Raw genomic sequence first — 26,572 nt, forward strand, 5'->3', positions numbered from 1 at the left:
ATTCTCCTCCTGAATTATTCGTAGTGATCGATCTGCTTAAGAACATCAAGGTCTGACTCATATAAGAGCTTGATGTTGTTAATGCCGTATTTGAGCATTGTTGCACGCTCGATACCGATACCAAATGCAAATCCGCTGTACTCTTCTGAATCAATTCCACAGTTTTCTAAAACCTTCTTGTTCACAACACCGGCACCAAGAACCTCAATCCAACCTGTACCCTTGCAGAGATTACATCCCTTGCCGCCACATGCAAAGCAGCTACAGTCAACCTCTACAGAAGGCTCTGTGAATGGGAAGTATGAAGGACGAAGTCTTGTTGTTGTTCCCTCACCGAAAATCTTCTGTGCAAATGTCTCCAAAGCTCCCTTAAGGTCACAAAGAGTAACATTCTTATCAACTACGAGTCCTTCCATCTGCGAGAACATAGGTGAATGTGTCGCATCATCATCTGAACGGAAGACCTTACCGGGTGAAAGAATCTTGATCGGTGGTTTCTTGTTTTCCATTACATGGATCTGACCTGATGAAGTCTGAGTTCTTAAAAGGAACTCTGGGCTAAGATAGAATGTATCCTGCATATCTCTTGCAGGGTGATCTGCAGGAGTATTAAGAGCAGTGAAATTGTAGTAGTCATTCTCAATTTCAGTACCTTCGTATATTTCAAACCCCATTCCTTCAAAGATATCGATAAGAGTTTCTCTCATCTGTGTAACAGGATGAAGGTTGCCCTGATAACGCATTTTGGGAGGCTCCGTAACATCCTGCTTTTCTCTTTCATATCTTGCCTTAAGCTCTTTTTCTTTCATCTTCTTGTCAAGTTCATCAAACTGTTCAAGAGCCCACTGCTTAAGTTCATTTACATTCTTACCATATTCAGCACGATCCTCTGCAGCAATGTTCTTCATCTCTTTCATCAGTGCTGAGATTTTGCCGTTTTTATTATCCAAAAAGACCTTTCTCTGCTCATAAACATGCTTTGAGCTTTCAAGCAACTTTGAATTTTCTTTGATTTCTTCACGAATTGCTTCAATTTGCTGACGTAATACGCTGTTTTCCAAAATTTCTTCCTCCTGTTATTTAAAGATGTAACTTCCATAGCGGAGAACTTTTTTGCTTTACAAGAATTTTTTAGATATTTCCTATAAAAACAAAAAGCCCTTGCATAGTCACAAAACTACACAAGGGACGATTAATCACCGCGGTACCACCCAAGTTCCTGTCAGACAGGCTCTCAACCATAATGGTTTTATCTGTAACGTAGACATACGGCTCTGACTACAAGCAAAAAGCCTTCACCAAAACTACTCCGGTGCGAACATTCCGTACATATCATTGCCTGCAGGGCTCTCAGCCAGTGACCCACGCTCTCTCAAAGGATAATATGACATCTCCAGATATAAATCTGACACCATCATTGTATTTACAATATTAATTTAAAAATCCACTTTAATTATTCTATGTTTCGATATAATAAAAGTCAAGCAAATGACCCAATATTTTTAATTACATATCAGCCCCAAAAGCTCTTTATAAATATTTCAAGGCCTATAGCTATAAGAATGACTCCACCAAGAATCTTGGCATTTGAAGCAAGTTTAGTTCCAAATGTCTTGCCAAGTCCTATTCCCATGTAACATACAACATATGTCACAACAGCTATGATTGTAGCACTTCCAATTGCCATCAAAGTATTGTAATCAGCAATTGTAAATCCGACAGACAGCGCATCAATTGATGTTGCAACACCCTGAACCAATAAAAGCTTTGTAGTAAGTGTGTTCTCTCCTACAACAGCTCCGTATTTAGGACATTCTTTATTATCACAACCCTCACACTTTCCATCCCTTATACATTTCTTTTCCTTAATGCCTTCAAAAAGCATTTTCCCACCAATATAAGATAGAAGGATAAGCGCTATCCATGGAATAAACCTCTGAAATCCACTAAAAAATTGTGCAGCATTATGAACCAAAAACCAGCCAATTACCGGCATAATAAACTGAAATCCCGCATAAATTCCTGCCATATAGCTCATTCTGACTTTTTTCATTTTGGGTTCGATAAAGCCATTGGCAAGGGACACAGAAAAAGCATCCATAGCGAGGCCAACCCCCAGCAGAATACTATTAAATACAAACAATATATACTTAGCCATAATATTCTCTCCTAACCGAATATTTGACCATTATAACACTATGTAACTTTTATTACTATATTAAATGTGCTGCTATGGGATTCGCACTAAATTCGATAATACCTCATTAAGTGCTCTGCTCAACGAAATAGGCGGGCATCCATACTTTTATGAACGCCCGCCCTTACTTTGAAATTTCCAAGGGTCTATTCCTCTACTTTCTGCAATTTTATTTTGCAAATCTATGTTAATCACATCCTTTAGCGACTCCTTGACACTCCTTGGCTAATGTGAAGCTTATGCCACCCTCGCTGTGAATGTCAGCCGCTCCGAAAACCTTCGTTCATCTTCCGTGAAGCATAAGCCACTTGGACTACATAGGTTTTATCTGCTATGTGATTGTATATATAATATACCATCTGATGATAATTTTGTCAACAACTTCATATGTAATGTATTTATTTTCAGACTATTCAAACAATTCCAGTAAATAACGATAAACAATTTATGCAGCACATTTCTCTTATCTATTTTTTTTAAGAAATTTGTTTGATACCTACTAGATAATAATGTATTATGTTTGTAGATTATTTTTATTTTGAAAGGAAGCTTATGAGCAATTATATATTAAGCTGCTGCTCTACAGCAGATCTTACAAATGAACATTTCAATAAAAGAGATATCAATTATATATGCTTTCACTTTGAAATTGATGGAACAGAATTTCAGGATGATTTAGGAAAATCCATCCCGTTCAAAGAGTTCTACACCATGATGGCAAATGGTTCCATTACAAAAACATCCCAAGTCAGTGCCGGTGAGTATATAGAGTATTTCGAGAAGTTTCTTAAAGAGGGAAAGGATATTATTCACCTCACACTCAGCTCAGGTATTTCAGGCACACTTAATTCCGCCACTATTGCAAAAGAACAGTTAAAAGAAAAATATCCTGACAGAAAAATATATGTAGTAGATTCACTTGCTGCTTCAGCCGGTTACGGTCTTCTAATGGACAAGCTTGCTGATTTAAGAGATGAAGGCATGTCAATTGACTCTCTTTATGAATGGGTTATCGAGCACAAGCTTGAATGTCAGCACTGGTTCTTTGTATCAGACCTTAAGTATCTCGTAAGAGGTGGTCGTGTTTCAAAAGTTGCCGGAACTATCGGAAATGTATTAAATATCTGCCCTCTAATGAATGTAGATTATCAGGGGCATTTGATTGTAAGATCCAAGATTCGTGGTAAGAATGCAGTAATGAAGGCGCAGGTCCAGAAAATGGTTGAACTTGCGAAAAATGGAACTGACTATGATGGAGAATGTTACATTTCCAATTCAGACTGCTATGAAGATGCAAAGGCTGTAGCTGATATGGTTGAAGAAAAATTCCCTAAACTAAAAGGTCGCGTTAAGATTTTTAGCATTGGAACAACAATCGGAAGCCACACAGGTCCCGGGACAGTTGCACTCTTCTTCTGGGGAGATAAACGAATCGATTAATAATATAGAATTGCTTGCGGCTCTTTCTCGCCCGAGCGCGCTTCCTTAGCGGAGCGATTTTTTATATCATAGGAAGCAATTTCCTATGATATAAAAAATAAAGCCATGGTAATTTTTACGTTACCATGGCTCTTTTGTTAATTAGCTGTACATCCGTAGTCAAATATTATTCAGCAAGAAGTAAATGATGCACATCATAATCATTAATAAGGTTAGTGATCTTTTTGTCGTCGCCTATAAGTGTTACATCAAGTGGTCTGAACAGATTAAGTGATAATAAACCAACAATCGACTTTCCATCAATGTAACTGTGCCCGTCCTGCACATCGATCTCACACGCTGATTTAGAGTTCATATTGATAAACTGAACAATCTGTGACTTACAACCTAGTGAAACCCTAACTTCTTTTTTCATTCTTTTTTCCCCTTTTATCTCATAAGTATGCCGCAGCCTCAACAAAAGCAACAACAGTACTTATGATAGCACTTTGTGTATAAATTGTGAACAGAAAAAGAATTAAAAAAGTATAAATTATTAAATTATGAATAAAATCTTTTTTCAAGACGTTTTTCAAAGTCTGATTTCGGCATCGGGTTATCATACAAAAAGCCTTGAACAACGTGACATCCAACATGCTTGAGAAGTTCTATCTGATCTTCTCTTTCAACGCCTTCAGCAATAACACTTACTCCAAGTTCTTTTGCCATTATGATAATATTTCTTAATACTATTTCGTCTCTTTTATTGAGATTATCGTTATTAATGAATGATCTATCGATTTTTATCTCTGACACAGGAAAATCACGTAGTGTAGAAAGAGAAGAAAATCCTGTTCCAAAATCATCAATTGAAGTCGCTATTCCATAATCTTTAAGTTTTTCAAGAAATGCCGTCATAAGGCTTCTTTCATCCTCACTTGAAGTTTCGGTAACTTCTATTTGAATCATATTGCGTTCAATTCCACTTTCATCAATTATTCTTATAATTTCCTTGGCAAGATGTTTATAGCTTAAATCTTTCCTTGAAAAATTAACAGAAACAGGCACAGGGAGCATTCCTTTTTGCTTCCAGTCATTAATAAATTCACATGTCTTTTTTAAGACATATAAGTCAAGAGATGCAACCACCCCCTCCTGTTCGAGAATAGGAACGAACTCGGTAGGATAAAGGACCACTCCGTTGCAGAACCACCTTGCCAATGATTCACCACCAACAATTTCTCCTGTAATAGTGTCTACTTTTGGCTGAAGATATATTCTAAACTCCTCATTTGCAAGAGCTTCCTCGTATCTGTCCTCAATCTGTTTCTGTCTGTAAATTCTGGTACTCATAGCCTTGTTAACAAAAACATAAGGCTTATTAGCTACATTCTTGGCATAGTTACATGCCATAATAGCTCTTGAAATAAGCTGTCCCGGCTCTTTTAACGACTCATCTACAGCATACACACCTATTACAGCCGAAATGGTAAAATCGTCTCTTTTGCCATTCTTTTCTCCATAAACAGGTACAGCAGACAAAAACTTAAGGAACTGTTTGGTCCTCTCTTTTTTTATCAGAGCGGTAAAATTATCACCGCCAAAATGGGCAACGATCTCATCCGGCTCGCAAAATTCCCTAAGCTTTTTTGCGTAGCGCTTCATGATTTCATCACCTTCAGCAAGTCCATATCTTCTGCTGATAAGCCCATAACTCTTTAAATTGAAGTAAAATGAATCATATTCATATATAGCCTTGGTCCCATAAAGCTTAGTGGCATATTGAACAAATCCACCAGAATTTGGAAGGCCTGTAAGATACTGGGTAAGGGCGCTCTTTTCAACCACCTGGGATAAAAGAAATCGCTCCATATGAAAAGATAATATATCGATGATAACAGCAAAAGCCTTGTACTCTTCCTCTGACCATCCCTTATCGCCATAAAGAAAAACATTATATGTAACGTCCTTTCGTCCAGCCATTTTATGTTTAAAAAGATACGCCGGCGCTTCTTTTTCTGGCACGGGTCCAAACAGCGGTATAACCACATCAGGCTCACCTGCTTTATCCGAATTCTTTGAATCAGACACTATTGCAACAATGGAACGCAAAGAAAATTCCTTGGCAACATCTGAAAGAGCCCCCGGCGATATTTCGGGAGTCACTTCCTCTTCTGATAAAATCTGCACGTAATTTTCAAAACTTCTTTCAAATGTCATGGACGCATCCTCATTGTTTTTTGTAAAAGTGTGACACAATATAATTTTATAAAAAAAAGTACTTTTTTTCAATTACATGCAAACCAAAAATAATAAATATTGAAATTTAATTGCATAGAAAAAGACTATGCCACATCTTGGCATAGCCTTCACCTTCAAAAGAAAATTATTTCTTGTTTACAAGATCCTTAAGAGCCTTACCAGCCTTGAACTTAGGTGCTACAGATGCAGGAATCTTGATAGCTGCGCCAGTCTGAGGATTCTTACCTGTTCTAGCAGCTCTCTTTGTTGTCTCGAATGTACCGAAACCAACAAGCTGAACCTTACCCTTCTTCTTAAGCTCCTTTGTTACTGTGTCTGTGAATGCATTAAGTGCTGCAGCAGCATCCTTCTTTGAAAGTCCTGCTTCTTTAGCAATTGCATCGATAAGTTCTGTCTTGTTCATCTAATTTTCCCTCCAAAAAGAAATTATTTATTACAAAGCCCATTTTACCACTAATGCACGTGCATAACAACAGCAAAATGCAGAAAAACACTATGTTTTTCTGATTTTCACCCAATTTTATCTGGATTTTAAGGCGATTTCTATCATTTTTCCAAGATATGTGAAGTCAGTTATGTCAGATTGAGGTATTTTACGCGAATTATTCCTTGTATTATACAGAACCACATACCCCTTCTGATACTTTTCATTCATCTTATAAAAGAAAGCATGCTTAATACTGTTTTCCCTGAAAAATTCTAAAGCCGGTGTTGATTTTAGCTGATTTTCCGGAGTATCTACAACAAACACTCCGTTATCATCAAATTTTTCATCAAAGATACGATCAGTTACATATTCAAGGTCACTTGTGCTCTCTACGATCACACCAAGTCTTTTGTCATTTTCACTGTTTTTATCGAATTTTCGACTAAACCCCATGTAGCTTTCTTTCAAGTTTTTAAAGAAAATATAGCCTTCATCAATTTCATAAGTAGCAACAATCTGCATGAACGAAGTAACAATAGTCTTATTGCTTAATCCAAAAAAGCCATCCAAAACCCCCAGTACCAGTTTAGTTTTGTCCTGTGGTTTAGCCTCACTGACAATTCCTCCAATAGTATCAAGCTCGCCATCTATTATAGCCCCGTGAACTTCGGAATTATACATCACATATCTGTTTTTTCCTCTGTTCTTAGCTCTATATAGCATCTTGTCCGCAAGGTTAAAAAGCTTATCATAAGAATCTACATCTTTAGGATAATTACCGGTTCCAATAGAAACAGTAACAAGGGGATAACCATCTTTATCAACGCGCATCTGCTCCACTCGTTCACGAATAGATTTCAAATAACTTCTAAGACCATTCGAATCAGATTTGCCATTTATGACAAGCATAATCTCGTCGCCGCCGATTCTTCCTGCTTTTCCATCATTTTTCAAAACATCCAGGACAATTTTTCCAACTTCAAGCAAAATCTTATCACCAAATGAATGCCCCATGGTATCATTTATCTTTTTAAAATTGTCAATATCCATGATACATAGTGAAAAGCCATTATTTCCTTCAACCATTCTTGATTTGGCATAATCAATTATTGCCTGCTTATCCAAAAGTCCTGTTCCATAGTCTATGGACCAGTTATTCCCACCATTTAAGGTCTCAACATCCTTTATTGAAATCGAAATATTCTTTGGATTACTATCTGCTCTTTTACAATTCGCAATCACCCAGAATAAATTGAAATTTTTCCCAAAAACGCGAAAGCAGAGCGTCTCGCTATTTATACTAGCGAGATGCTCTACTATTTCATACAATAAATGCTGATCATCCGGATAAACGTTAGCCAAAAAGCTTTTTTGATCCGGATCTGAAACATAATCAGAAAAAGCAAAATCAGTGTCGATAATATTTAGTTCTTCATCAACTATCGCAATTCCTGCATTATCTGAAGCCATAGCTACTCCTAAAGGTGGCCGAATCATAAGATATCCTGAAATCCAGGTCTGTAAAGATGTCTTGGGATACCATCAACCATGATTGGTCCAACATCACCCTGAATAAGAGGTCTTACATAGGTGATAAACTCATTAGTTACATATGTGCCCTCCTTATTGATCCAATCTCTCGGAACCGTTCTTTCATCATTGGCAATCTTATGAACATCCTTAACTTCTGTTCCGGCCTGATAAGGATCATCAGAAAGTCTCTCGATAACAACCATTTTCCCGCTGTCGCCCTCGTCCGCTGCCTTCATAGCCGCACCACCTACTTCATACGCTTCAAGAATATCAACTCTGGATGCGCAGTGACTTGCTGCTCTCTGAAGTGTAGAAAGCTCAATAGCACGGGTCTTGCAACCACACTCACTGGCAACAACATTGCAAAGGTATCTTGCTGTACCTGTAAGCTGTTTATGTCCAAATGCGTCAACATATTCAATGTTGTTATCCATATCGCTTATATACTTACCATCTTTAGTTCTGATACCTTCTGATACAGCAACAACGATAGACGCTTTATTTTTAAGCAGGGATTTTATTTTCTTAAGGAATGCATCCATATCAAATGGAATCTCAGGAAGATAGATTGCATCAGGTCCATCACAATCCTCGCCTCTTGCAAGTGCTGTTGCGCCTGTAAGCCATCCGGCATTTCTTCCCATTACTTCAACGATAATAACCTGTCCATGACTGGTTTCGAGGGACCAACTGTCTCTGATGATCTCTTTAACAGAAGTTCCGATATACTTAGCTGCTGAGCCATATCCAGGTGTATGATCTGTAAGTGCAAGGTCATTATCAATTGTCTTAGGACAACCAACAAACCTTATATCAGATCCGGAAATAATAGCATAATCCGAAAGCTTTTTGATCGTATCCATAGAGTCGTTTCCACCGATATAGATAAAACAATCAATTTCAAGTTTTGTCAGTATATCAAATATCTTCTCATAGATTTCTTTGTTTTCAAAGATTTCCGGCAGTTTGAATCTGCATGATCCCAAATATGCAGATGGGGTTCTCTTCAAAAGCTCAATATCAAGTCCGCTTTGAATGTGATCTGAAAGGTCAACATATCTTCCTTCCATAAGTCCCTGGACGCCGTGGATCATACCATAAACCTTGTTGTATCCACGATCCTTAGCAGTTCTATAAACCCCGGCAAGTGACGAGTTGATAGCTGCTGTAGGACCTCCCGACTGTCCAACAATAACGTTACGTTTCTTTTTCTGTACCATTTCCTCCAGTCCCCTTTCACGAAATATCATGTAATATTATTATATTCAAAAAAACGTCAACTGTCACTATTTATATGTAATATCGTCTGTTTAAATCAGGTTACTGTTCAGACAGAAATGCGCACTAAGCTGCGCATTTCGTGAGAACTTGATACGGGAGTGAGCGCATTCCATCGACGAAGTCGATTTGGAATGAATGCGCGAAGTGGTTACTGGAGCGAGCTGTATGCGAGTGAACAGTAACCAAATCAGTTATCAATAAGCATCACATCCATGCTAACCGGATTGTGATCCGAGTACTGAAAAACAGTATTATGCGTTCTAAGGCTCTGAACCTCAACATTGCTGGAAACTATAAATCCATCTATAACGTAATACTGGAACGCCTCAGGTGATTTATCTTCTGTATCATAATACACTTTATCCAAAGATCTGCATGTCGGATTGGAAGCATCTGTCAAAAATTTGAAATCAGCACCAAAATCTGACACATCAATTATCCCTGCCTCCCAGTTACCTTCCAATACCGGATAACTGCTGATATCGATATTAGAAAAGACCTGATTAAAGTCTCCGCCTGCTATCACATAATTTCCTTTATTAAATTCGTCCCTCATAAGATCTTTTAACATATTGGTCTGGGCTATCTTGCCTTCTCCATCATCGTAAGCTTCCAAATGAAGATTTATGAGAACAAGTTCCTTTTCAGAATTCTCTATAGGCATTCTCATTACCTGAAGGCACCTCTTAAGATTTCCGGTTCTAAGGGGCCATGAAAAAGGACATGGAAGCTGGATTCTTTTGGCATCATCTATCACAAATGAGCTGTAAGTTGCAAGTCCGGCCTCTACTTTTCCTATAGGTGGAATAGGATACGGCACAAAAGAAACTTTATAATTATAAGCGAATGTGCTCTGGTTCTTAACAACAAAGCTTCCGGATTTTTTTTGTATATACTCATATTCATCTACAAAATGAGATCTTGTAGAATTTCGATCCATTTCCTGAACCATTAAAATATCAGGATTTATCTCATCTATTCTGTCAATAATTCCATCAAGATTATGTCTGACTCTATCATATGTTGCAGTATTTACCATCTGCCCACCATCCATAAAGAAATCAGCATTGTCCCCAAGGGCTCCATATCCAATATTCCATGTCATTATCCTGATAGACTTATTGGTTTTTATTGTTTTGCCGCCATAATTTTCAATTTCCAGCTTTTCTACATCATCCGGTTTATACTCATCCATAGTAAGATAACCCAGTATTGTGACAAACAATAGCAAAACAAAAGCCAAAGCAGAACAAACTGTAATGATAAATGGTTTAACGATCTTTTTCACATTTCCTCCAAAAAAGAAACTTCCGTTTCCAGGAATCTTACGAACACCTGGCAAACGGAAGTTTCTAAAAAATACTTTTAAAAATCTTCTTCCATAAGAGCAAGTTTTTTACCTCTTGCTTTTCCTAATCCGTAACATACTGAAGCTACAACTATAACACAGACACAAGCAACAGCACATCCTATCATGAGCTTTTTTTGATCATCATCAAAGCCGTTCCATATCTTCATGACATGATCAAACTTATCCTTAGCAAATTCAATTGCAGCATCCACAAATTCTGTCATAGTCCCCCTCCTATACATCTTTTTCTTTTATGACCTTATTGTAACTCTTTAGCTTTCTTTCCTCAAGTTTTTTAAGGCAATAGTCCTTCCAAACAAAGTCTATTATTGCTGCAAAAGGAATGGCTAAAAGAATTCCTACAACTCCAAATAATCTGCCTCCCAAAATAATGGAGATCAGGATCATCAGAGGTGATACACCAAGACTCTCGCCAAAAAGCTTGGGCTTAAGGACATAACCATCTATTGTCTGTAATATGATCGTAAATATCAGAAACCATACTGCATGCCATGGTTTTACAAGAACAAGGATAAATCCGCCAATGACCGCACCAACAATAGGTCCAAATGTAGGAGCAAGATTGGTAACTCCAACAATTACTGAAATAAGCACAGAATAATTCATTCCTGTAATAAGCATAAATATGAAGTTGATAACACCCACGATAACGCCGTCAATAATATCAAAGCTTATATATCTGATGAGAATCTGATTACATCTCGCAAGAAAGTCTCCTGCATTAGTATATGTTTTCTCTTTTAATACAAGATTCATAACCCTTGATATTCCATTTATAAGTCTGTGCTTATCAAGCATAAGATAAATTGCCAGAATAAAAGCGATAACCGCATCAAAAAAGCCTTTTCCAGCATTCAAAGATCCATCCAAAATATTCTGCATATTCTGCTGATTTGTAAAATACTTACTAATATTATCAAGAGCTCTTTCACCAAGACCAGCAAGTCCGCTAATGTCTATTCCCAAGACCTTATTGCCGGACTGACTCTCAAAGCTATCGAGTAACTGCTGTGATGAAGCTATGTATGATCCCAGATTCGAGGCAAAAGTCGCCACGCTGTCTGCAACCTGAGGAATAAGTGCAACAAACAAAAGAACTACCGCGGCTATGATAACAACTATTGTTGTCGCAACCGATAGCTTCCACTTTGTCTTTTCATTCTTGATTTTTTTAAAAACAGAGCCGTTAAAAGTACGGGCTAACGGATCAAAAATATATGCTATTACTGCTCCTATAACCACAGGTTTGATAAATCCATATAAATCCCCAAATAAACGAAAAATTTCAGGAAGATGTGACAACAGCATATAAAATAAAACTGCAGAGCAGGTTGCAATCGAATAAGACACCCACCTTTTCTTAAACCACTTACCATTGAATTTCATAACTACCTCCTTAAAGGAAAATGATCATCCAAATTCATCATATTTTCTGGGTTTTCTCAGTTGCTTTGTACTTTTCTTTTTAGCTTTTTTCCTAACTGTTTTCTGATGATGGTCCTGATATAAAAGCTTAACCGCAGGATGAAAAAATCTGTTGATAAAAGCCCCAATAAAAAAAATATACATACAGGAATACAGCCAAAACATCATGATCACAGGCGTAGCCAGACTCCCGTAAAGAGAATAGTTGTCAGTCAGATCAACATAAACAGAGAATATCCATGAAAAGACATACCAGACAACTGCTGAAAAAACTGCTCCCGGAAGCTGATATATAAATTTAAATTTTGCACTTGGAACATAGGTATAAATAAGTGCAAACATAAAAAGCGCAATTCCTATAACAAGTATAAATCTAAAATTAACCAGAAATGTAAAAACATATGAAACCGGCAAATACAATTTAATAAAAAATCCTTCTATCAGTTTTCCAAAAACCATGAGCACCAACATAAGGAGCATGATAACGATCATTACCAATGTATAAGCCGAAGCAATGAGTCTTAAATAAAAATAATTTCTTCGTTCATCAATGTCATAGATACAGTTAAGCCCTCTGATAAGAGCTAGCATTCCAAGTGATCCCGCCCAGATAGTTATGATAGCAGAAAAAGACAATATAGCCGGAGACTGCATATAGGCTTCGTCAACAAGTCTTACAATGATATCATGGGCAAAATACGGTGTAGCCTGAATAATAGCTCGCACCAGATCCTCTTTGGTAGCTGTAGTGTATGGCAATATAGATGTAATCAAAAGAAGCAGGGGGATAAAAGAAAGTATAAGAAAAAAAGCTGTGCTGCTTGCAAATGCTGCGATATTCTTTTTTTGCATTTTCGTAGCAAAGTCCACTCCCATTGCTATAAGTGCAGCTTTTACATTCATAACAAATCTCCCTATTGGCAGTACAAAAGGAAAAAGCAGCCACTATTTCATGGCTGCTTTTGATTCCTAATTGACCCCAAAATGCCGTTTCCTGTTATTTGACTCCTAGCTAACGCCAGGTGGGTTACCGCAACCATTATCGCTGTCTTCCTCTCCCAAAGCTTGTTCTGCGCATGCGCAGAGCCGAAGGCGTGACATAAAAAATGGTGATGTAGGAGTCCCGTTTAAAGTAATGTAGGTTCAAATTACACAGGAGATGTCGGACACCCCAGGAGAAGTACTTGTGTACTTCTAAACTCTATTATATTCAAAACGCCTTATTTTTCAAGGGGCTTCACGTTTTTTAACACTATTTTTATGAAAACTTAAACTTATTAAATTGCCCTTGTAGCCTCTTTTAACCACTTCTTTACATCTTCATCATCGATGAAAGGAGACACCTTTTCATAAACCATCTTGTGGTAATTGTTGAGTTTTTCAATATCCTTAGGCTGCATATACTTCTTATCAATTGCCTCGAGATCAATAGGTGCATAAGTAAGATGGTCGAATCCAAGGAATCTTCCATACTCATTAGTTTCTCTTTCAACTACCTCAACAATATTCTCAATTCGAATACCGTGGCTTCCTTCAATGTAAACGCCTGGTTCATCAGAAACTATCATACCCGGCTGAAGAACTGCTTCATGCATGCCTTCATTGAATCTCCATCTGATGCTATGAGGTCCCTCATGAACGTTAAGCATATATCCGATTCCGTGCCCTGTTCCATGGTTATAATCAATGCCCATTTCCCAAAGTGCCATTCTTGCAAAAGTATCCACGTTTCTGCCGGTACAGCCTTCCATAAATTTGGAAGATGCAAGGTTAAGCATTCCCATTACAGTTGCTGTGTAGTGCTTCTTTATTTCATCTGAAATCTCACCCACTACTATAGTTCTGGTAACATCAGTTGTTCCGCCCATATATGTAGCGCCTGAATCAACAAGCAGCATACCATCAGCTTTAACTTCAGCTGCGTTATCTTTAGTAGCCTCATAATGAGCCATTGCAGCATTAGATTTGTAAGCGCTGATAGTAGGGAATGAAAGCTCTATAAAGCCCGGCAGTTCTGCTCTCATGCCATCAAGCTTTTCAGCAGCAGTATACTCAGTCATAGGAATCTTTCCAACATTCTTTTTTACCCAATAAATAAACTTGGTAAGAACAACGCTGTCCTTTAAATATACTTCTCTGATGTTTTTCAGTTCAGTGTCATTTTTAACAGCCTTCATAATCTCGGTAGGGTCTTTCTCATTTTTCAAAAGAACTCCTGCCTCTTTTGTTCTGTCAAGAAGTGTTTTATATGTAAGGAAATTAGTGTTTCTCTTATCGCAAAGAACATTTCCATCAAGTTTAACTTCTGAGATAAAATTCATTACCTCATGATAATCTTTGAGCTCGATGCCCACTTTGTCGCAGTATGCTCTTACTTCATCTGTCACCTCTTTTTCCTGAACAAAGAGAACAAATCTGTCAAAAGTAATATATGCATAAGCAAGCGCAACAGGATTGCATTCAACATCGCTTCCACGAAGGTTTGTAAGCCACATGATATCATCAAGCTTACTTAACAGATGGGCAGTTGCTCCGAACTCTCTCATCTTGCTTCTGACATTTGCAAGCTTCTCCTTAAATGATCTGCCACAAAGCTCGTCAGACAGTACATACATATCGTGACAAGGAAGTGCAGGTCTGTCAGTCCAGACATCCTCAGCAAGATCTTTATCGATCTTGTATTTTACAGCTTTGCCGGAAAGCTTTTTCTCATAATTCTCACCAACACTGGTTGATATAACTTTTCCATCAAAGCCTAATGTCTCTCCATCTTTCATATTGTCAAAAAGAAATTCTGCAATTGTAGGAACACCCGGATTGAGCATCATAAAGAGTTCTACTCCTGTGCCCTTCATCTGATTCTCTGCCTGGATGAAATATCTTCCATCAGTCCACATTCCTGCAAAATTCTGTGATACTACCAGTGTTCCGTTAGATCCGTCAAATCCGCAGAAATACTCTCTTACTTTGAAGAAATCTGCAGAATATTCAGAATTGTGATAGTCTGAAGTTGGCATAATATAGTAATCAATGCCGTTTTTTGCCATTGCAGCGCGCAATTTCTCAAGTCTGTCTTTTATAACTGTATTCTCTTTTGCCATTTAATAAATCCTCCTGCAAAACACTATTTTATATTTTATGATTTAAGTATATAATTATCAATACATTCTTGATTTGAAAAAGGAGTTGTTATGGAAGAAAAAGATATTTTAAAGCTTATTGACCACACACTTTTAAAGGCTGATGCCACATGGGAGCAGATCGTTGCACTTTGCGATGAAGCAGTTAAATACGGAACTGCTACCGTATGCATCCCACAGACATATCTTAAAAGAGTTCACGATAAATATGGCGACAGCTTAAAGCTCTGCACAGTTATTGGCTTCCCTCTTGGTTACAACTCAACTTCATCAAAAGTTGTAGAAGCAAAGGATTCTATCGCTGATGGTGCAGACGAAATTGATACTGTTGTAAATATCAGTGATGTTAAAAATCACAGATACGATGAGGTAAGAAAAGAGCTTAAGATGATCCGTGAGGCTTGCGGAGATAAACTCCTTAAAGTTATCATCGAGACTTGTTATCTTACAGAAGAAGAAAAGATTGAGCTTTGCAAGATCGTTACAGAAGCTAAGGCAGACTATATCAAGACTTCAACAGGCTTTGGAAGCGCAGGCGCTACTCTTGAAGATATCGAACTCTTCAAAAAGCACATTGGTCCTGATGTTAAGATCAAAGCTGCTGGTGGAATCCGTACAATAGAGGATGCTCTTGCTTATGCAAATGCAGGCTGCAGCCGTATTGGTTCTTCAAAGGTTGCTCCGCTTATCGCAGCAAAATATAACCTTTAATTCTAATCAGAAAATACATGTCTCCCTAGGAGAATGCCAATAAAAAAACTCACACAGTTTTGTCTGCGTGAGTTTTTTACATGTTATTCTAATTATCGCTCCGACATAGGAACATATTCTTTTCGTGGCTCTATAGCCATATACGCAGGTCTTATTATCTTACCATTATTAGCAAGTTCTTCCATTCTGTGTGCACTCCATCCAACAATCCTTGCAATAGCAAAAATAGTCGGGTAAAGTTCTTCCGGAAGTTCAAGCATTCTATAAACAAAACCAGAATAAAAATCCACGTTGGCACTTACGCCTTTATACATTTTCCTCTCACCGCTGATGATTCTTGGTGCAAGGCGCTCTATCATTTCATAAAGAGCAAGTTCATCTTCTCTTTTCTTTTCAACAGCGAGCTTTTCTACAAAGCTCTTTAGTATCATAGCTCTTGGATCAGATTTAGAATAAATAGCATGACCAATACCGTAAATCAGTCCTGATCTGTCAAATGCCTCTTTATTCAAAATCTTGTCCAGGTACGCTCCTACCTCTTCTTCATCTTTCCAGTCTTTTACATTTTCCTCAATATCATCAACCATGTGCACAACCTTGATGTTTGCGCCACCGTGACGAGGACCCTTTAAAGAACCAATTGCAGCTGCAATAACGGAGTAAGTATCCGTAAGGCTCGAGCTCACTACGTGAGTTGTAAAAGATGAATTGTTACCACCGCCATGCTCCATATGAAGCACCAGACAAATATCCAAAAGCTTGGCTTCAAGCTCCGTATACTTGCTGTCAGGTCTAAGCAGATAAAGAATCGTCTCTGCTGTAGAAAGTTCCTCCCTTGGCGGATGGATAATAAGGGAATTGCCTTCATGATAATGATTGTAAGCATGGTACCCGTAAATTGATAAAAGCGGGAACATGCTGATCAACTGAAGTGACTGCCTAAGTACATTAGGAAGTGAAACATCATCAGCAAGATCGTCATAGGCATAAAGAGTCAGAACACTTCTTGCAAGGGTGTTCATCATGTCACGGCTTGGAGCCTTCATGATGACATCTCTTACAAAGCTCGGTGGAAGACTCTTATAAAATCCAAGTAATTTTTCAAATTCAAACAGCTCTTTTCCAGAAGGAAGTTTATCAAATAAGAGAAGGTATGCGCATTCTTCAAACGCAAATCTGTTCTCTTTAACTGCAGCATCGATCAGGTTGTGGACATCATAGCCTCTAAAGTATATTTCACCGTCTTTCGGTATTTCTTTGCCATCAACAACCTCTTTGGCAATGATCTCTGAAATCCTTGTAAGACCGGTAAGTACACCCTTTCCGTTTAAGTCTCTAAGTCCTCTCTTAACATCATACTTGATAAAAAGATCATTCTCAATCTGATCAGCAGCTTCTGAAAGCTTAGATAACTCAACAATCTCCGGTGTGTTATCCGAGTAGTACCCTTTTCCTAAATCCATACGCACCTCCTGTTATATAAGCATTTTTAGTAGAATTTCTTTTTCCCTTTCTCAATAAAGAGATTACCAATGATATAGAATGCAAGAACAATAATGTAAACAATAGCATGCAGGTCAGGTCTTGCATACAAGTCACATCCGATTCCCACAAGTCCTAATACAATCAGTATCAGTCCCTGCAAAAAATGTCTTGGGAAAGCATAAGTCTTGAAGCCTTCCCTGTCTTTCATTTTTTTGACATTAACTGAAGGAGGAACCATTATTCCTACTTTTATTATATCATTAGCTTTCATCTGCTCGGCATAATAAATTATGATTACGCCGCCAAAAACAATCAAAATATCGAATATATTACTGAATGAATCCATTTACTTACAGGCCAAGGAATTTCCTTACTGCCTTCTCCATTTCTGTTTTATTTACTACTGTCTTGTGTAATACGTCAGCTGTTCTGATAGAGGTTACAGCCTCAGGTATTTCAACCTTTGAAACCTCGCTGAGCTTATCAGCAAGTTCAAAGTCGTCCTTGCCCTCTTCTGCAATTTGAAGAGCGTTGATAACGCTTCTGGTGAACTTGTATGGGCTTGCTGTAGAAGCAATAACTGAAACAGTCTTATCGCCTGTTTCTTTTACGTATTTATTATATACACAGCTTGCTACAGCTGTGTATGTATCAATAAGATATCCTGTCTTATCAAAAAGATTTTTAATAGTTTCAAATGTCTCTTCTTCAGAAGCATAACCACCAAAGAAATCTGTGAGTTTTCCTCTCATTTCATCTGTGATTTCATACTTTCCATCCTTAGAAAGCTTTTCCATAAACTCAGCGTCTTTTGCAGAATTATCACCAGAAATATGGTAAATCAGTCTTTCAAGGTTAGATGAAATAAGGATATCCATCGAAGGTGATGCCGTAAGAACAAAATCACGGTTTCTGTCATACTCACCTGTCTTAAAGAAATCAAAAAGGACCTTATTTGAATTGGATGCACAAATAAGCTTTGAAATAGGCACACCCATATTTTTGGCATAGTATGCTGCAAGAATATTGCCGAAGTTGCCTGTCGGAACAACTACATTTATGCAATCGCCATCTGCAATTCTGCCCTCTTTAAGAAGTTTTGCATAAGAATAAACATAATAAACAATCTGAGGAACAAGTCGTCCAATATTGATAGAATTTGCTGATGAGAACTGGAATCCCTTGCCATCCATTTCTTTTGCAAGCTCAGGATCTGTAAAAATCTTTTTAACACCTGTCTGTGCATCGTCGAAATTACCCTCGATACCTATAACGCATGTGTTAGCACCTTTTTGTGTAACCATCTGCTTTTCCTGGATAGGGCTTACACCGTGCTTGGGGTAAAAGACAATAATCTTTGTGCCTGGAACATCTGCAAAACCTGCAAGCGCAGCCTTTCCTGTATCTCCACTTGTCGCTGTAAGAATAACTATCTCATTTTTTACATTATTCTTTTTTGCAGCTGTAACCATAAGATAAGGCAGAATTGACAAAGCCATATCCTTAAAAGCAATAGTTGAACCATGATACAGCTCAAGATAAAAAGCTCCGTCTGCTTCTGTTAAAGGAGCTATCTCCTGTGTATCAAATTTGGAATCATATGCATGTGTAATGCAGTATTTGAGCTCTTCCTCTGTATAATCAGTCAGGAATAACTTCATTACTTCGTAAGCCGTTTCCTGGTAGCTTAAAGATGCAATTTCTTTAAGTGATTTTTCAAGATGTGGAATATGATCCGGAACATATAAACCACCATCGCCCGCAAGACCTTTTAAGATAGCTTCAGATGCATGAATACTGCCTAAAGCTCCTCTTGTGCTACTGTACAAAACTTCCTTTGCCATTGCCTTCACTCCTCTTTTGTTGATAAAATAGTGTTGTGATGTAAATCACGCACTACATGGTTAGTATACCATACTGCCAAACAGTATATCCATAATAATTTAGCACTTTGAATTAGTAAAGTAAATAGCGGGGGACTACTTTTGAAGCAAAGAGAACATACCGGAGTGTATAAGACGGCTTTAAAAAACGGCACACCGTCTTACAGAACATCCATAATCTACAATGGAAAGCACATTTCACTTGGCTCATATCCAACTCTAAAAAAAGCCAGTGCTGTTTATGATGAAAGCTACTACATTCTCCATAGTGAAAGCTTTGTAATTTCTTCCTACAAAAAAGGAATGAATCTTCCCTTTGAAAAGTGCGTGATATTAATTAACTTTCGTGACAAAGGCATATATATCCCCAATCCAATCTATCTTGAAAAAAAATACTTTCTTTACTACTTATCTCCTGATGAAATCTTGAAATTTGATATAGATGATCTTTTTTACTACTCATCACACAAGATTATGAAACGCGGAGGGCATCTTTTTGTCGCAGATTACGGAAGCCAGATATCTATTATGCAGCGCTATGGAATAAAGAGTTATGCCGTATCCGGCAGAGACTATCTTTTTGCAAATGACGATCCTTTTGATTTAAGATATGAAAATATAATTATTCTCAATCGTTACCACGGTGTAAGGCAGTTTGCCCACAAAGGATTTATCCGATACAAAACCTTCATCCACATAAAAAGTAATTACGTTGTAGGCGTGTACAATTCTGAGATTGAAGCTGCCATAGCTTATAATAAAGCTGCAGATATTCTTATGAAGAACGGGATAAATAAAAAATATCAGTTAAACTATATCGAAGATCTCAGCGCTTCGCAGTACGCCGACCTATATTTAAAAGTAAAAATCCCAAAGAAAATTTACGCATTAAAAAACAATAGCATTAAATCATAATTCTATATGTGGATATATCAAATTTTAATTAGATTATTTTAGTTCTATGTACTAAACTAAAATTGCTGCCTGGGTTTTTCTTTCTTTCCCCACGGCAGCATTTTTTATCAAATTTAGGAGTATCATTTCATATGGCAAATCCCATTTCACAAAAGTATTCAAAAGACATGACAAATGGCGATACCTTCAGTCTTCTCATAAGCTTCATGGTACCGATGATGATAGGAAATATCTTCCAGCAGTTCTACAATATTGTAGATACCATTATCGCAGGAAAGTTCATTGATTCCAACGCTCTTGCTGCAGTAGGTTCAACCGGCCATATAACAAATCTCTTTTTTGCACTTGGAAACGGGCTTGCTACAGGAATAGGTATTATTGTTTCTCAGTTCTTTGGCTCAGGCGATAATGACGGTGTAAGAAAAACAATTACAAATGCCTTCTTTATGGTGAGCGCAACATCTATATTCGTGGGATGTCTCGGTGCTTCTTTATCCCGCCCTGTGCTGATCTATGGTTTAAAAACTCCTGATGAAATCCTTGAAAACTCAGTAATATACATGTCTGTAACCTGCATAGGCTTTATAGGCACAGCTCTTTATAATACAATTTCCTACATCATGCGAGGAATCGGTGATTCCAAAACACCTCTTTATTTCCTTATTGTTTCCAGTGTTCTTAATATCCTGATGGATCTTGCCTTTGTTATTTACTTTGATCTTGGGGTAAAGGGGCTTGCTATAGCCACCATAACAGCTCAAGCGCTATCCGCTGTACTTTCAATTGGATATGCGCTCTTGAAAAATCCTGTTTTTAAATTTGAAAAAAGAGATTTCGTACTTGACAAAGATATAATAATCAAATGCTACGCTTTAGGTGGATCAATGGCGCTTCAAAGCGGACTAATAGCACTTTCCTTTGTCATACTCCAAAGAGTCATTAATTCTTTTGGAGCAGTTGTTATCGCTGCTTTCACTACTACAAGCAAAATTGAAAACCTCGTAAATATGCAGTTCAAAGCTCTTGGAGATTCTTTGTCAACCTACTCAGGCCAGAATATTGGTGCCAGAAAAGGTGACAGAGTAAAGAAAGGTTACCGAGTTGGCATGACAATGATGGGCGTATACGCCCTTATTATGATTCCTCTTATGTGGATTTTGGGAGATTTCCTCATGAGAGTATTTGTAAGTGAGCCTGAAGTAATAGCTTTTGGTAAAACAGCCATGAGAATTCTCTCAAGCTTTTATCTCCCACTAGGAACAATCTACGTCTGCCGCGGAATTCTTAACGGAGCTGGCGATGCCAAATTCCCACTGATATCCGGCATCTCAGAAATGATCGGCCGAGTAATATTCCCCGCCTTCTTCTGCTCCCTTCCCTTCCTCGGACCCTGGGGCCTATGGATATCCACTGGCATCACCTGGACAATAGTCGGTGTCACCGCCTTCATCCGCTACCACCAAAAGTCCTGGCGCCAAGGCCTATTCTAACGCCATCGCTCCATCCCTGACAGTAGTGCCCCACCCGCAGAGTAGGCAACCACCCCGGAGAGAACCATTTGCGTGACATTTCGAGTTTAGAAGTTTATGGCAACAAATTTCCGCTTTGGGATTCCTTGGATCAAACTCACCGCTGACTACCGGCACTTATGGAACTGTGGGCTTCATTTTTCTCTGTCGCAAGAAAACGCCATTTTTCCTGTCAGAGAAAAAGGGAGCCCAATGTTCCTAAAAGTGCCTGGTGTCAGCGGCTCAGACATGTGATCCAAAAGCGGAATCCCAAAGAGGAAATTTGAATGCTCATAAACTTATCTAAACTCTCTTAGACACGCAAATGGTTCTCTCCGGGGTGGTTGCCTACTCTGCGTGTGGGGCATCTATTTTTTCGATGATCTCGATGGCCTTTTTGGACCATAGGGAGCCTGGGACTTCGAGGCCGTATTCTTCGAAGTCGCCTGTTCCGCTGTGAGTGCAGATGACAGAGTCATTGTCGATGTGGATCGTTTTTGCGTACTTGTTTTTGATGAGGTTCATGACGGTCTTTTGGGACTCGGAGAACTTTACGTTCTTTTTTCCGGTTCCTGTTATGATTCCATCCACATGAACGAAGAATCTGTTGAAGTAGCGCCTTATGTCATCAATGGAATAGAACTCGGATGAGTATACAAATATGTCATAACCATGAGTGGTCAGATAATTGAAAAGTGCCGGAATTCCGAGCATCATTTTCTTTTTTATTCTGGAACCGAAGTGGAATCCTGTTTCTTTTTCAATGTAATTGTCCCATCTGCTCTTGAATACTACTTCGTCCAGGTCCATGGTGACTCTTTTATCATGCTGTGATGATTCAACTATTCTTTGAAGTTCCTCCTCACTCATCATGTTGATGATCTTTATAGGAACCTTTTTGATTTCAACTTTCAAAGCGGCTGCCCATCTGTGGTGACCATTAATGAGCATGTAGCCTTCAGGGTGAACCTTGCCAACGATAAGTGGTTCGCTTATTGGCACCTCACCCATTTTTAATCTTTCCCTGAATTTCCTTTCATAGTCAGCTATTATTCTATAGCTTGGACCTATAGCAGGATCACTAAACTCATCATCAGGATTTGGATGAAGCTCCTTGCAATCATGCCATTTCACAAACATACGCTCGAAACGGCTCGCTTTAACAGGAACATATAGGCCTTTACCTTTTTCAATTTCATCACTAATAAACTGATCAAAAGAATTACTGCTCGCCATTCACATTACTCCATACAATAAAGCACGTTTTTTAGTTGACGTCATCATTATAACATTCATGTCTTTTTTCCTCGTTAACATATATAAAATTGCGATTAAATTACTATGAAAATTAGCAGAACAAAACGTTTCTCATACTTTCTTGCGAGTGGCATAAAATCCAGAAGTGCCCATAACTTCGGATAGATCTCGGAGTATTCGCAAAGACACAGTAAATATTAAATAATGCGCCTTGTTTTCTTTCATGATTATTCAAAACAGAAAACAAGGCTTTTATTTTATATTAACTGTCTCTATTGCTCATACTAAATCGCTCTATCCGAAGTTATGGGCACTTCTGGATTTATGGTTTACTACACATATAAAGAATAATTTTTTTGCAAGAACAGCAGACGAACTGAAAGTGTAGGCATAGTGATGTGAACGATTTATTTTGAAATGATGATAAATGGATATAAATAAAACCACAAAAGACTTGTGTTCTGAATAAGTATGAAACAAGTCTTTTGTGGGTGTTTTATATCCAATTTATCACATTGAAAAATATCAGAGTGAGCAGAGCTATACCTACACTTTCAGCTCGGCTGCATACGTTTACAAGAAAGTATAATTTGTGAAGTCTTATAGTTTAGAATGAAATTGTCTCTCCCTCCTGTGGAAGAATTATCTTTTCAACTTTTTCAGACTTAAACTGTTCAGGTCTGAAGCTGTGTAGCGGTATAAGTGTCTTTGGTGCAATCTCATCAACTGTACTTCTGAGATAATATGGCTCAGCATGTCCGCCCAGTCCACACTTTGTATAATTTAGTCCAAGCACATCTAAAAGGTCATAGAACTTTTTAAACGAAGGATCATAGTCCCCGAGAGGTGCTCCGTCCATATGCAGGTATAAGGAAATGCATTCTTTAAGGTCAAAGAGTTCATATACATTCTTATAATCCTGCTGAAGGATATATTTACCTGCATCAGCCATAAGCTCTTTTCTTGTAACAATTTTTTTCCCTTTTAATAATGGAGCATTAAGTTCTCCTCCATCAGGAAGATATACTTCAAAATAATCTTCAGGATAAAAAGCCGCAACATAATCAGCCTGCGCAGGTTCAAGGGCGAATACTCTTCCGCACTCTTTTAATGCACCAATCATTCTATGAACTCGTTCAACATTACGATTGTAATTATTTATAACGATAAGACCATTCTCTTCGATGGCATGAGCTTTCATATCATCTAGTAAGGTCCACTCACTGTTATCTCTTACAGGACCTTCAAGCGATAACATATCTACATCCCCAAAACTTATGGTAACTCCTTCAGTTATCATGTAATCTGCACCTTTGCACTTTTCAGCAAAAGCCTTACTAATTTCAGGGTGATATCCGTGGTATCTGTAATCGCCTGTATAGCATAGCTTTCCATCATCAGTCTCAATGATAAATCCACAGGCACCTAAAACGTCATGATCAACCTGGACACAAGTAACCTTGATGTCCCCTACAGTTATAGAAGCATCATAATCAATAGGAAGTACGTTCTCATGCTCTCTAAGCTCAAGTTCTCCCATAACTCCAAGTTCATGATAAAGAACTGCTGAGTCTCTGCTCATATATACAGGAAGTTTACTTGCAAGGCTTCCGAGGCCTCCCATATGGTCGATATGCATGTGAGAAATGATAACAAACACTTCCTTATCAACTTCACCATATGCCTTAAGACCAAGTTCATGAGCATCTTTTTCCTCATATATCCCATCAACTTTGTCAAGAACTCCAAGTCTTACAAGGTCTATTGTCTCTTTGCCTTTTCTGACCTTAACTTTATCATCTATTCTGTCAGCATGAGCATATCCAAAATCAAAGATACAGATTGCCTTATCAGTTTCTACAGCAACAACTGTACCGCCTATTTCACGTAACCCGCTATAAAACTTAAGATTAGTCATACCAATTACTCCTTAACTAATTAACATTTCAGGGCATTCATGAAGAAAGCCTTTCTTATCCAATGAAACTTCCATTCCATTAGATAAGAAAAGCCTCCTACTACAAAGTAGAAGGCCCCTGTGATTCTTGTAGCCTTGGCTAACGCCAAGGCTACAAGAATTCGTAAATCAATATGCTCGCTTTCGCTCGCATATCTTTTTTACTTTTTCTTGTAAACAAATAATGATATACGCCTTGGCTGATGCCAAGGCTACAAGAATTCGTAAATCGATATGCTCGCTTCGCTCGCATATCTTTTTACTTTTTCTTGTAAACAATTAATGATACACGCCTTGGCTGATGCCAAGGCTACAAGAATTCGTAAATCGATATGCTCGCTTCGCTCGCATATCTTTTTTACTCATTCTTGTTACGGTCATGAAGTCAAACTGTGTTACGCAAGCAAGCTTGCTAACACATTTGACTTATGACGCGTATATCATTAATACTGTGCATTGATTGTGCTAAGGATTGTGTCGAACCAGGTCTGAGCATCAGCCTTGTCAAGAACGAGCTGCTCGAATGCAGGAGAAACGCTGTTTCTGATGTCGTTTGATGCGTCAAATGTTGGTGAGTAGAAGAAGTCCTTAGACTGCTCATAGCAAGCTGCTGCGCAGATGTTCTCCTCCATGTATGCCTTGTATTCAGCTGTCTCATAAGCTGACTGTCTTACTGGAAGGTATCCTGTTGAAACAGCCCACTTAGATGTTGACTCTGTGCTTGTAAGGAACTTGAGGTACTCCCAAGCTGCAAGCTGCTTGTTTGTATCCTGTGAGAACATAACGATGTTTGTTCCTGCCATGTTAGCTGCGTTTACTTTGTTTCCTGGAAGTGGAGCTACACCAAGTTCCCATCCTTCTGCTGTGATGTAAGAAACACCTGCAGAAGAACCAACGTAGCTGGCAATGTTCTGGTTGCTGATTACGTTTGAGAAGTATCCATCTTCACCAACAAGACGAGCATATCCATTGCTGTAAAGGTTTGAAAGATACTCAAATGCCTCACGGCCACCGTCTGTATCAAATAAAGCACCTGTCTCATCAACGAAGTTCTCACCATTCTGCTTAAGAGTAGCTTCGATAGCACCTGTGCTGTCATCATATCCGATGAAAGCGATTCCCTTAGCATCTTTTACGATCTTAGCGTCAGCTTCTACATCAGCCCATGTCTTAGGAGCTTCAATTCCAAGTTCATCAAAGAGTGTCTTGTTGTAGAAAAGAACGTATGTTGACTTGTTGAATGGTACAGCGTGAACGAATCCGAATTCTGAGCACTCACCACGGTAAGCTTCTACAATGTCATCCCAGTTGTCGAAATCGTTAGCAACAAAATCATCGAGGTGAACAATCTTGTCAAGATAAGGTGTAAGCCAGTTGTTGTAAGCCTGTGTAAGATCTGGAAGTGCATCTGCTGCAGCACTAGCCTGAAGCTTTGTCTGAAGGTCACTTGCATATCCCTGGTTTACAAGAGTAACAGTGATACCATACTCGTTTGTAGAATTGAACTCATCTGTAAGTGCTGTAAGAGTCTCTTCAAGATTACCTGTCATGTAATGCCAGAATGTGATCTCTGTAGGCTCGATAGACTTTGTAGCAGCTGCTTCATCAGCGGCTGTAGCAGCGTCAGATGCTACCTCTGTAGCTTCTGTAACCTGTGCATCAGATGTTGTCTCAGGTGTCTGTGTGCTGCTCTGTCCGCAGCCAGCAAGCATAGATGTTGCCATGATAGTAGCAAGAATACTTGCACCTAACTTTTTCATTTTCATTTGAAAATTCTCCCTTCTTTGCCCATACGGGTAC

General features: G+C 38.4%; 22 protein-coding genes and 1 other RNA gene. 4 read left to right on the forward strand and 19 right to left on the reverse strand.

The genetic code is table 11. The features are described from left to right. Window positions 1-14: 14 nt before the first annotated feature. Window positions 15-1,061 carry a phenylalanine--tRNA ligase subunit alpha gene (pheS, locus tag BM146_RS02680; protein WP_074884002.1) on the reverse strand — a complete coding sequence of 349 codons (1,047 nt, stop codon included), beginning with the start codon at window positions 1,059-1,061 and terminating at the stop codon, window positions 15-17. Window positions 1,062-1,513: 452 nt separating this feature from the next. Beyond that, the gene (locus BM146_RS02685; protein ID WP_074884004.1) at window positions 1,514-2,158 is read right to left on the reverse strand and encodes a manganese efflux pump MntP; all 645 of its coding nucleotides are present in this window, start codon (window positions 2,156-2,158) and stop codon (window positions 1,514-1,516) included. Window positions 2,159-2,749: 591 nt separating this feature from the next. Between BM146_RS02685 and BM146_RS02690 the strand changes: the two genes are divergently transcribed. Then, a complete protein-coding gene (locus BM146_RS02690; protein ID WP_074884369.1) occupies window positions 2,750-3,637 on the forward strand; it encodes a DegV family protein in 888 nt (295 codons plus the stop codon). 166 nt (window positions 3,638-3,803) lie between these two features. Here BM146_RS02690 and BM146_RS02695 read toward each other — a convergent pair whose 3' ends face one another. The 11 genes from BM146_RS02695 to BM146_RS02745 all read right to left on the reverse strand — a co-directional run bounded on the left by BM146_RS02695 (window position 3,804) and on the right by BM146_RS02745 (window position 15,017). Next, window positions 3,804-4,052, reverse strand: coding sequence for an HPr kinase (locus BM146_RS02695; RefSeq protein ID WP_022775297.1), 249 nt, complete (start codon window positions 4,050-4,052; stop codon window positions 3,804-3,806). Window positions 4,053-4,177: 125 nt separating this feature from the next. Next, entirely contained in the window at window positions 4,178-5,836 is a 1,659-nt protein-coding gene (locus BM146_RS02700; protein WP_074884007.1) for a putative bifunctional diguanylate cyclase/phosphodiesterase, read from the reverse strand. A gap of 166 nt (window positions 5,837-6,002) precedes the next feature. Further along, window positions 6,003-6,281: an HU family DNA-binding protein gene (locus BM146_RS02705; RefSeq protein ID WP_013280467.1), complete on the reverse strand. Its 279-nt coding sequence runs from the start codon at window positions 6,279-6,281 to the stop codon at window positions 6,003-6,005. A gap of 117 nt (window positions 6,282-6,398) precedes the next feature. After that, window positions 6,399-7,775: a GGDEF domain-containing protein gene (locus BM146_RS02710; protein ID WP_074884009.1), complete on the reverse strand. Its 1,377-nt coding sequence runs from the start codon at window positions 7,773-7,775 to the stop codon at window positions 6,399-6,401. Window positions 7,776-7,798: 23 nt separating this feature from the next. Further along, a complete protein-coding gene (locus BM146_RS02715) occupies window positions 7,799-9,058 on the reverse strand; it encodes a 6-phosphofructokinase (protein ID WP_074884011.1) in 1,260 nt (419 codons plus the stop codon). Between the two features lie 248 nt (window positions 9,059-9,306). Continuing rightward, on the reverse strand, window positions 9,307-10,407 hold the full coding sequence (locus tag BM146_RS02720) for an endonuclease/exonuclease/phosphatase family protein (RefSeq protein ID WP_143087410.1): 1,101 nt from the start codon (window positions 10,405-10,407) through the stop codon (window positions 9,307-9,309). 77 nt (window positions 10,408-10,484) lie between these two features. Beyond that, window positions 10,485-10,694, reverse strand: coding sequence for a hypothetical protein (locus tag BM146_RS02725; RefSeq protein WP_074884014.1), 210 nt, complete (start codon window positions 10,692-10,694; stop codon window positions 10,485-10,487). Between the two features lie 10 nt (window positions 10,695-10,704). After that, window positions 10,705-11,877: an AI-2E family transporter gene (locus tag BM146_RS02730; protein ID WP_074884017.1), complete on the reverse strand. Its 1,173-nt coding sequence runs from the start codon at window positions 11,875-11,877 to the stop codon at window positions 10,705-10,707. Between the two features lie 24 nt (window positions 11,878-11,901). Continuing rightward, window positions 11,902-12,819, reverse strand: a complete 918-nt coding sequence (locus BM146_RS02735; protein WP_242949324.1) for a YihY/virulence factor BrkB family protein — start codon at window positions 12,817-12,819, stop codon at window positions 11,902-11,904. A gap of 69 nt (window positions 12,820-12,888) precedes the next feature. Next, window positions 12,889-13,097, reverse strand: a non-coding RNA gene (gene ssrS, locus BM146_RS02740) — 6S RNA. Between the two features lie 96 nt (window positions 13,098-13,193). Next, window positions 13,194-15,017 (reverse strand): aminopeptidase P family protein, encoded by a 1,824-nt coding sequence (locus tag BM146_RS02745; RefSeq protein ID WP_074884020.1) that lies wholly within the window; start codon window positions 15,015-15,017, stop codon window positions 13,194-13,196. Window positions 15,018-15,107: 90 nt separating this feature from the next. Here BM146_RS02745 and deoC point away from each other — a divergent pair, with 90 nt between their 5' ends. Then, window positions 15,108-15,767 (forward strand): deoxyribose-phosphate aldolase, encoded by a 660-nt coding sequence (deoC, locus tag BM146_RS02750; RefSeq protein WP_074884023.1) that lies wholly within the window; start codon window positions 15,108-15,110, stop codon window positions 15,765-15,767. A gap of 92 nt (window positions 15,768-15,859) precedes the next feature. Here the strand turns inward: deoC and BM146_RS02755 are convergent, their stop codons facing one another. From BM146_RS02755 to thrC, 3 genes are read right to left on the reverse strand one after another with little or no spacing between them, the layout of a single operon-like run. Further along, window positions 15,860-17,230 (reverse strand): citrate/2-methylcitrate synthase, encoded by a 1,371-nt coding sequence (locus BM146_RS02755; RefSeq protein WP_074884026.1) that lies wholly within the window; start codon window positions 17,228-17,230, stop codon window positions 15,860-15,862. Between the two features lie 26 nt (window positions 17,231-17,256). Then, complete coding sequence (locus BM146_RS02760) at window positions 17,257-17,598, reverse strand: hypothetical protein (RefSeq protein WP_074884030.1); 342 nt, start codon at window positions 17,596-17,598, stop codon at window positions 17,257-17,259. A gap of 4 nt (window positions 17,599-17,602) precedes the next feature. Beyond that, complete coding sequence (gene thrC, locus BM146_RS02765; protein ID WP_074884033.1) at window positions 17,603-19,096, reverse strand: threonine synthase; 1,494 nt, start codon at window positions 19,094-19,096, stop codon at window positions 17,603-17,605. 141 nt (window positions 19,097-19,237) lie between these two features. Here thrC and BM146_RS02770 point away from each other — a divergent pair, with 141 nt between their 5' ends. Together BM146_RS02770 and BM146_RS02775 are read left to right on the forward strand one after the other, a co-directional pair. Further along, the gene (locus BM146_RS02770) at window positions 19,238-20,050 is read left to right on the forward strand and encodes a hypothetical protein (protein WP_074884036.1); all 813 of its coding nucleotides are present in this window, start codon (window positions 19,238-19,240) and stop codon (window positions 20,048-20,050) included. 131 nt (window positions 20,051-20,181) lie between these two features. After that, the gene (locus tag BM146_RS02775; RefSeq protein ID WP_083413376.1) at window positions 20,182-21,540 is read left to right on the forward strand and encodes an MATE family efflux transporter; all 1,359 of its coding nucleotides are present in this window, start codon (window positions 20,182-20,184) and stop codon (window positions 21,538-21,540) included. 366 nt (window positions 21,541-21,906) lie between these two features. Here the strand turns inward: BM146_RS02775 and BM146_RS02780 are convergent, their stop codons facing one another. The 3 genes from BM146_RS02780 to BM146_RS02790 all read right to left on the reverse strand — a co-directional run bounded on the left by BM146_RS02780 (window position 21,907) and on the right by BM146_RS02790 (window position 26,538). Beyond that, the gene (locus BM146_RS02780; RefSeq protein WP_074884039.1) at window positions 21,907-22,794 is read right to left on the reverse strand and encodes a ParB/Srx family N-terminal domain-containing protein; all 888 of its coding nucleotides are present in this window, start codon (window positions 22,792-22,794) and stop codon (window positions 21,907-21,909) included. A 628-nt stretch (window positions 22,795-23,422) separates the two neighbouring features. Next, window positions 23,423-24,733, reverse strand: a complete 1,311-nt coding sequence (locus BM146_RS02785; protein WP_074884043.1) for an MBL fold metallo-hydrolase — start codon at window positions 24,731-24,733, stop codon at window positions 23,423-23,425. 482 nt (window positions 24,734-25,215) lie between these two features. Continuing rightward, window positions 25,216-26,538 carry an ABC transporter substrate-binding protein gene (locus BM146_RS02790; RefSeq protein ID WP_074884046.1) on the reverse strand — a complete coding sequence of 441 codons (1,323 nt, stop codon included), beginning with the start codon at window positions 26,536-26,538 and terminating at the stop codon, window positions 25,216-25,218. Window positions 26,539-26,572: the final 34 nt, after the last annotated feature.

Origin of the sequence: Butyrivibrio proteoclasticus, assembly GCF_900115735.1 — a bacterium.
Taxonomy (GTDB): Bacteria; Bacillota; Clostridia; order Lachnospirales; family Lachnospiraceae; genus Butyrivibrio; species Butyrivibrio proteoclasticus_B.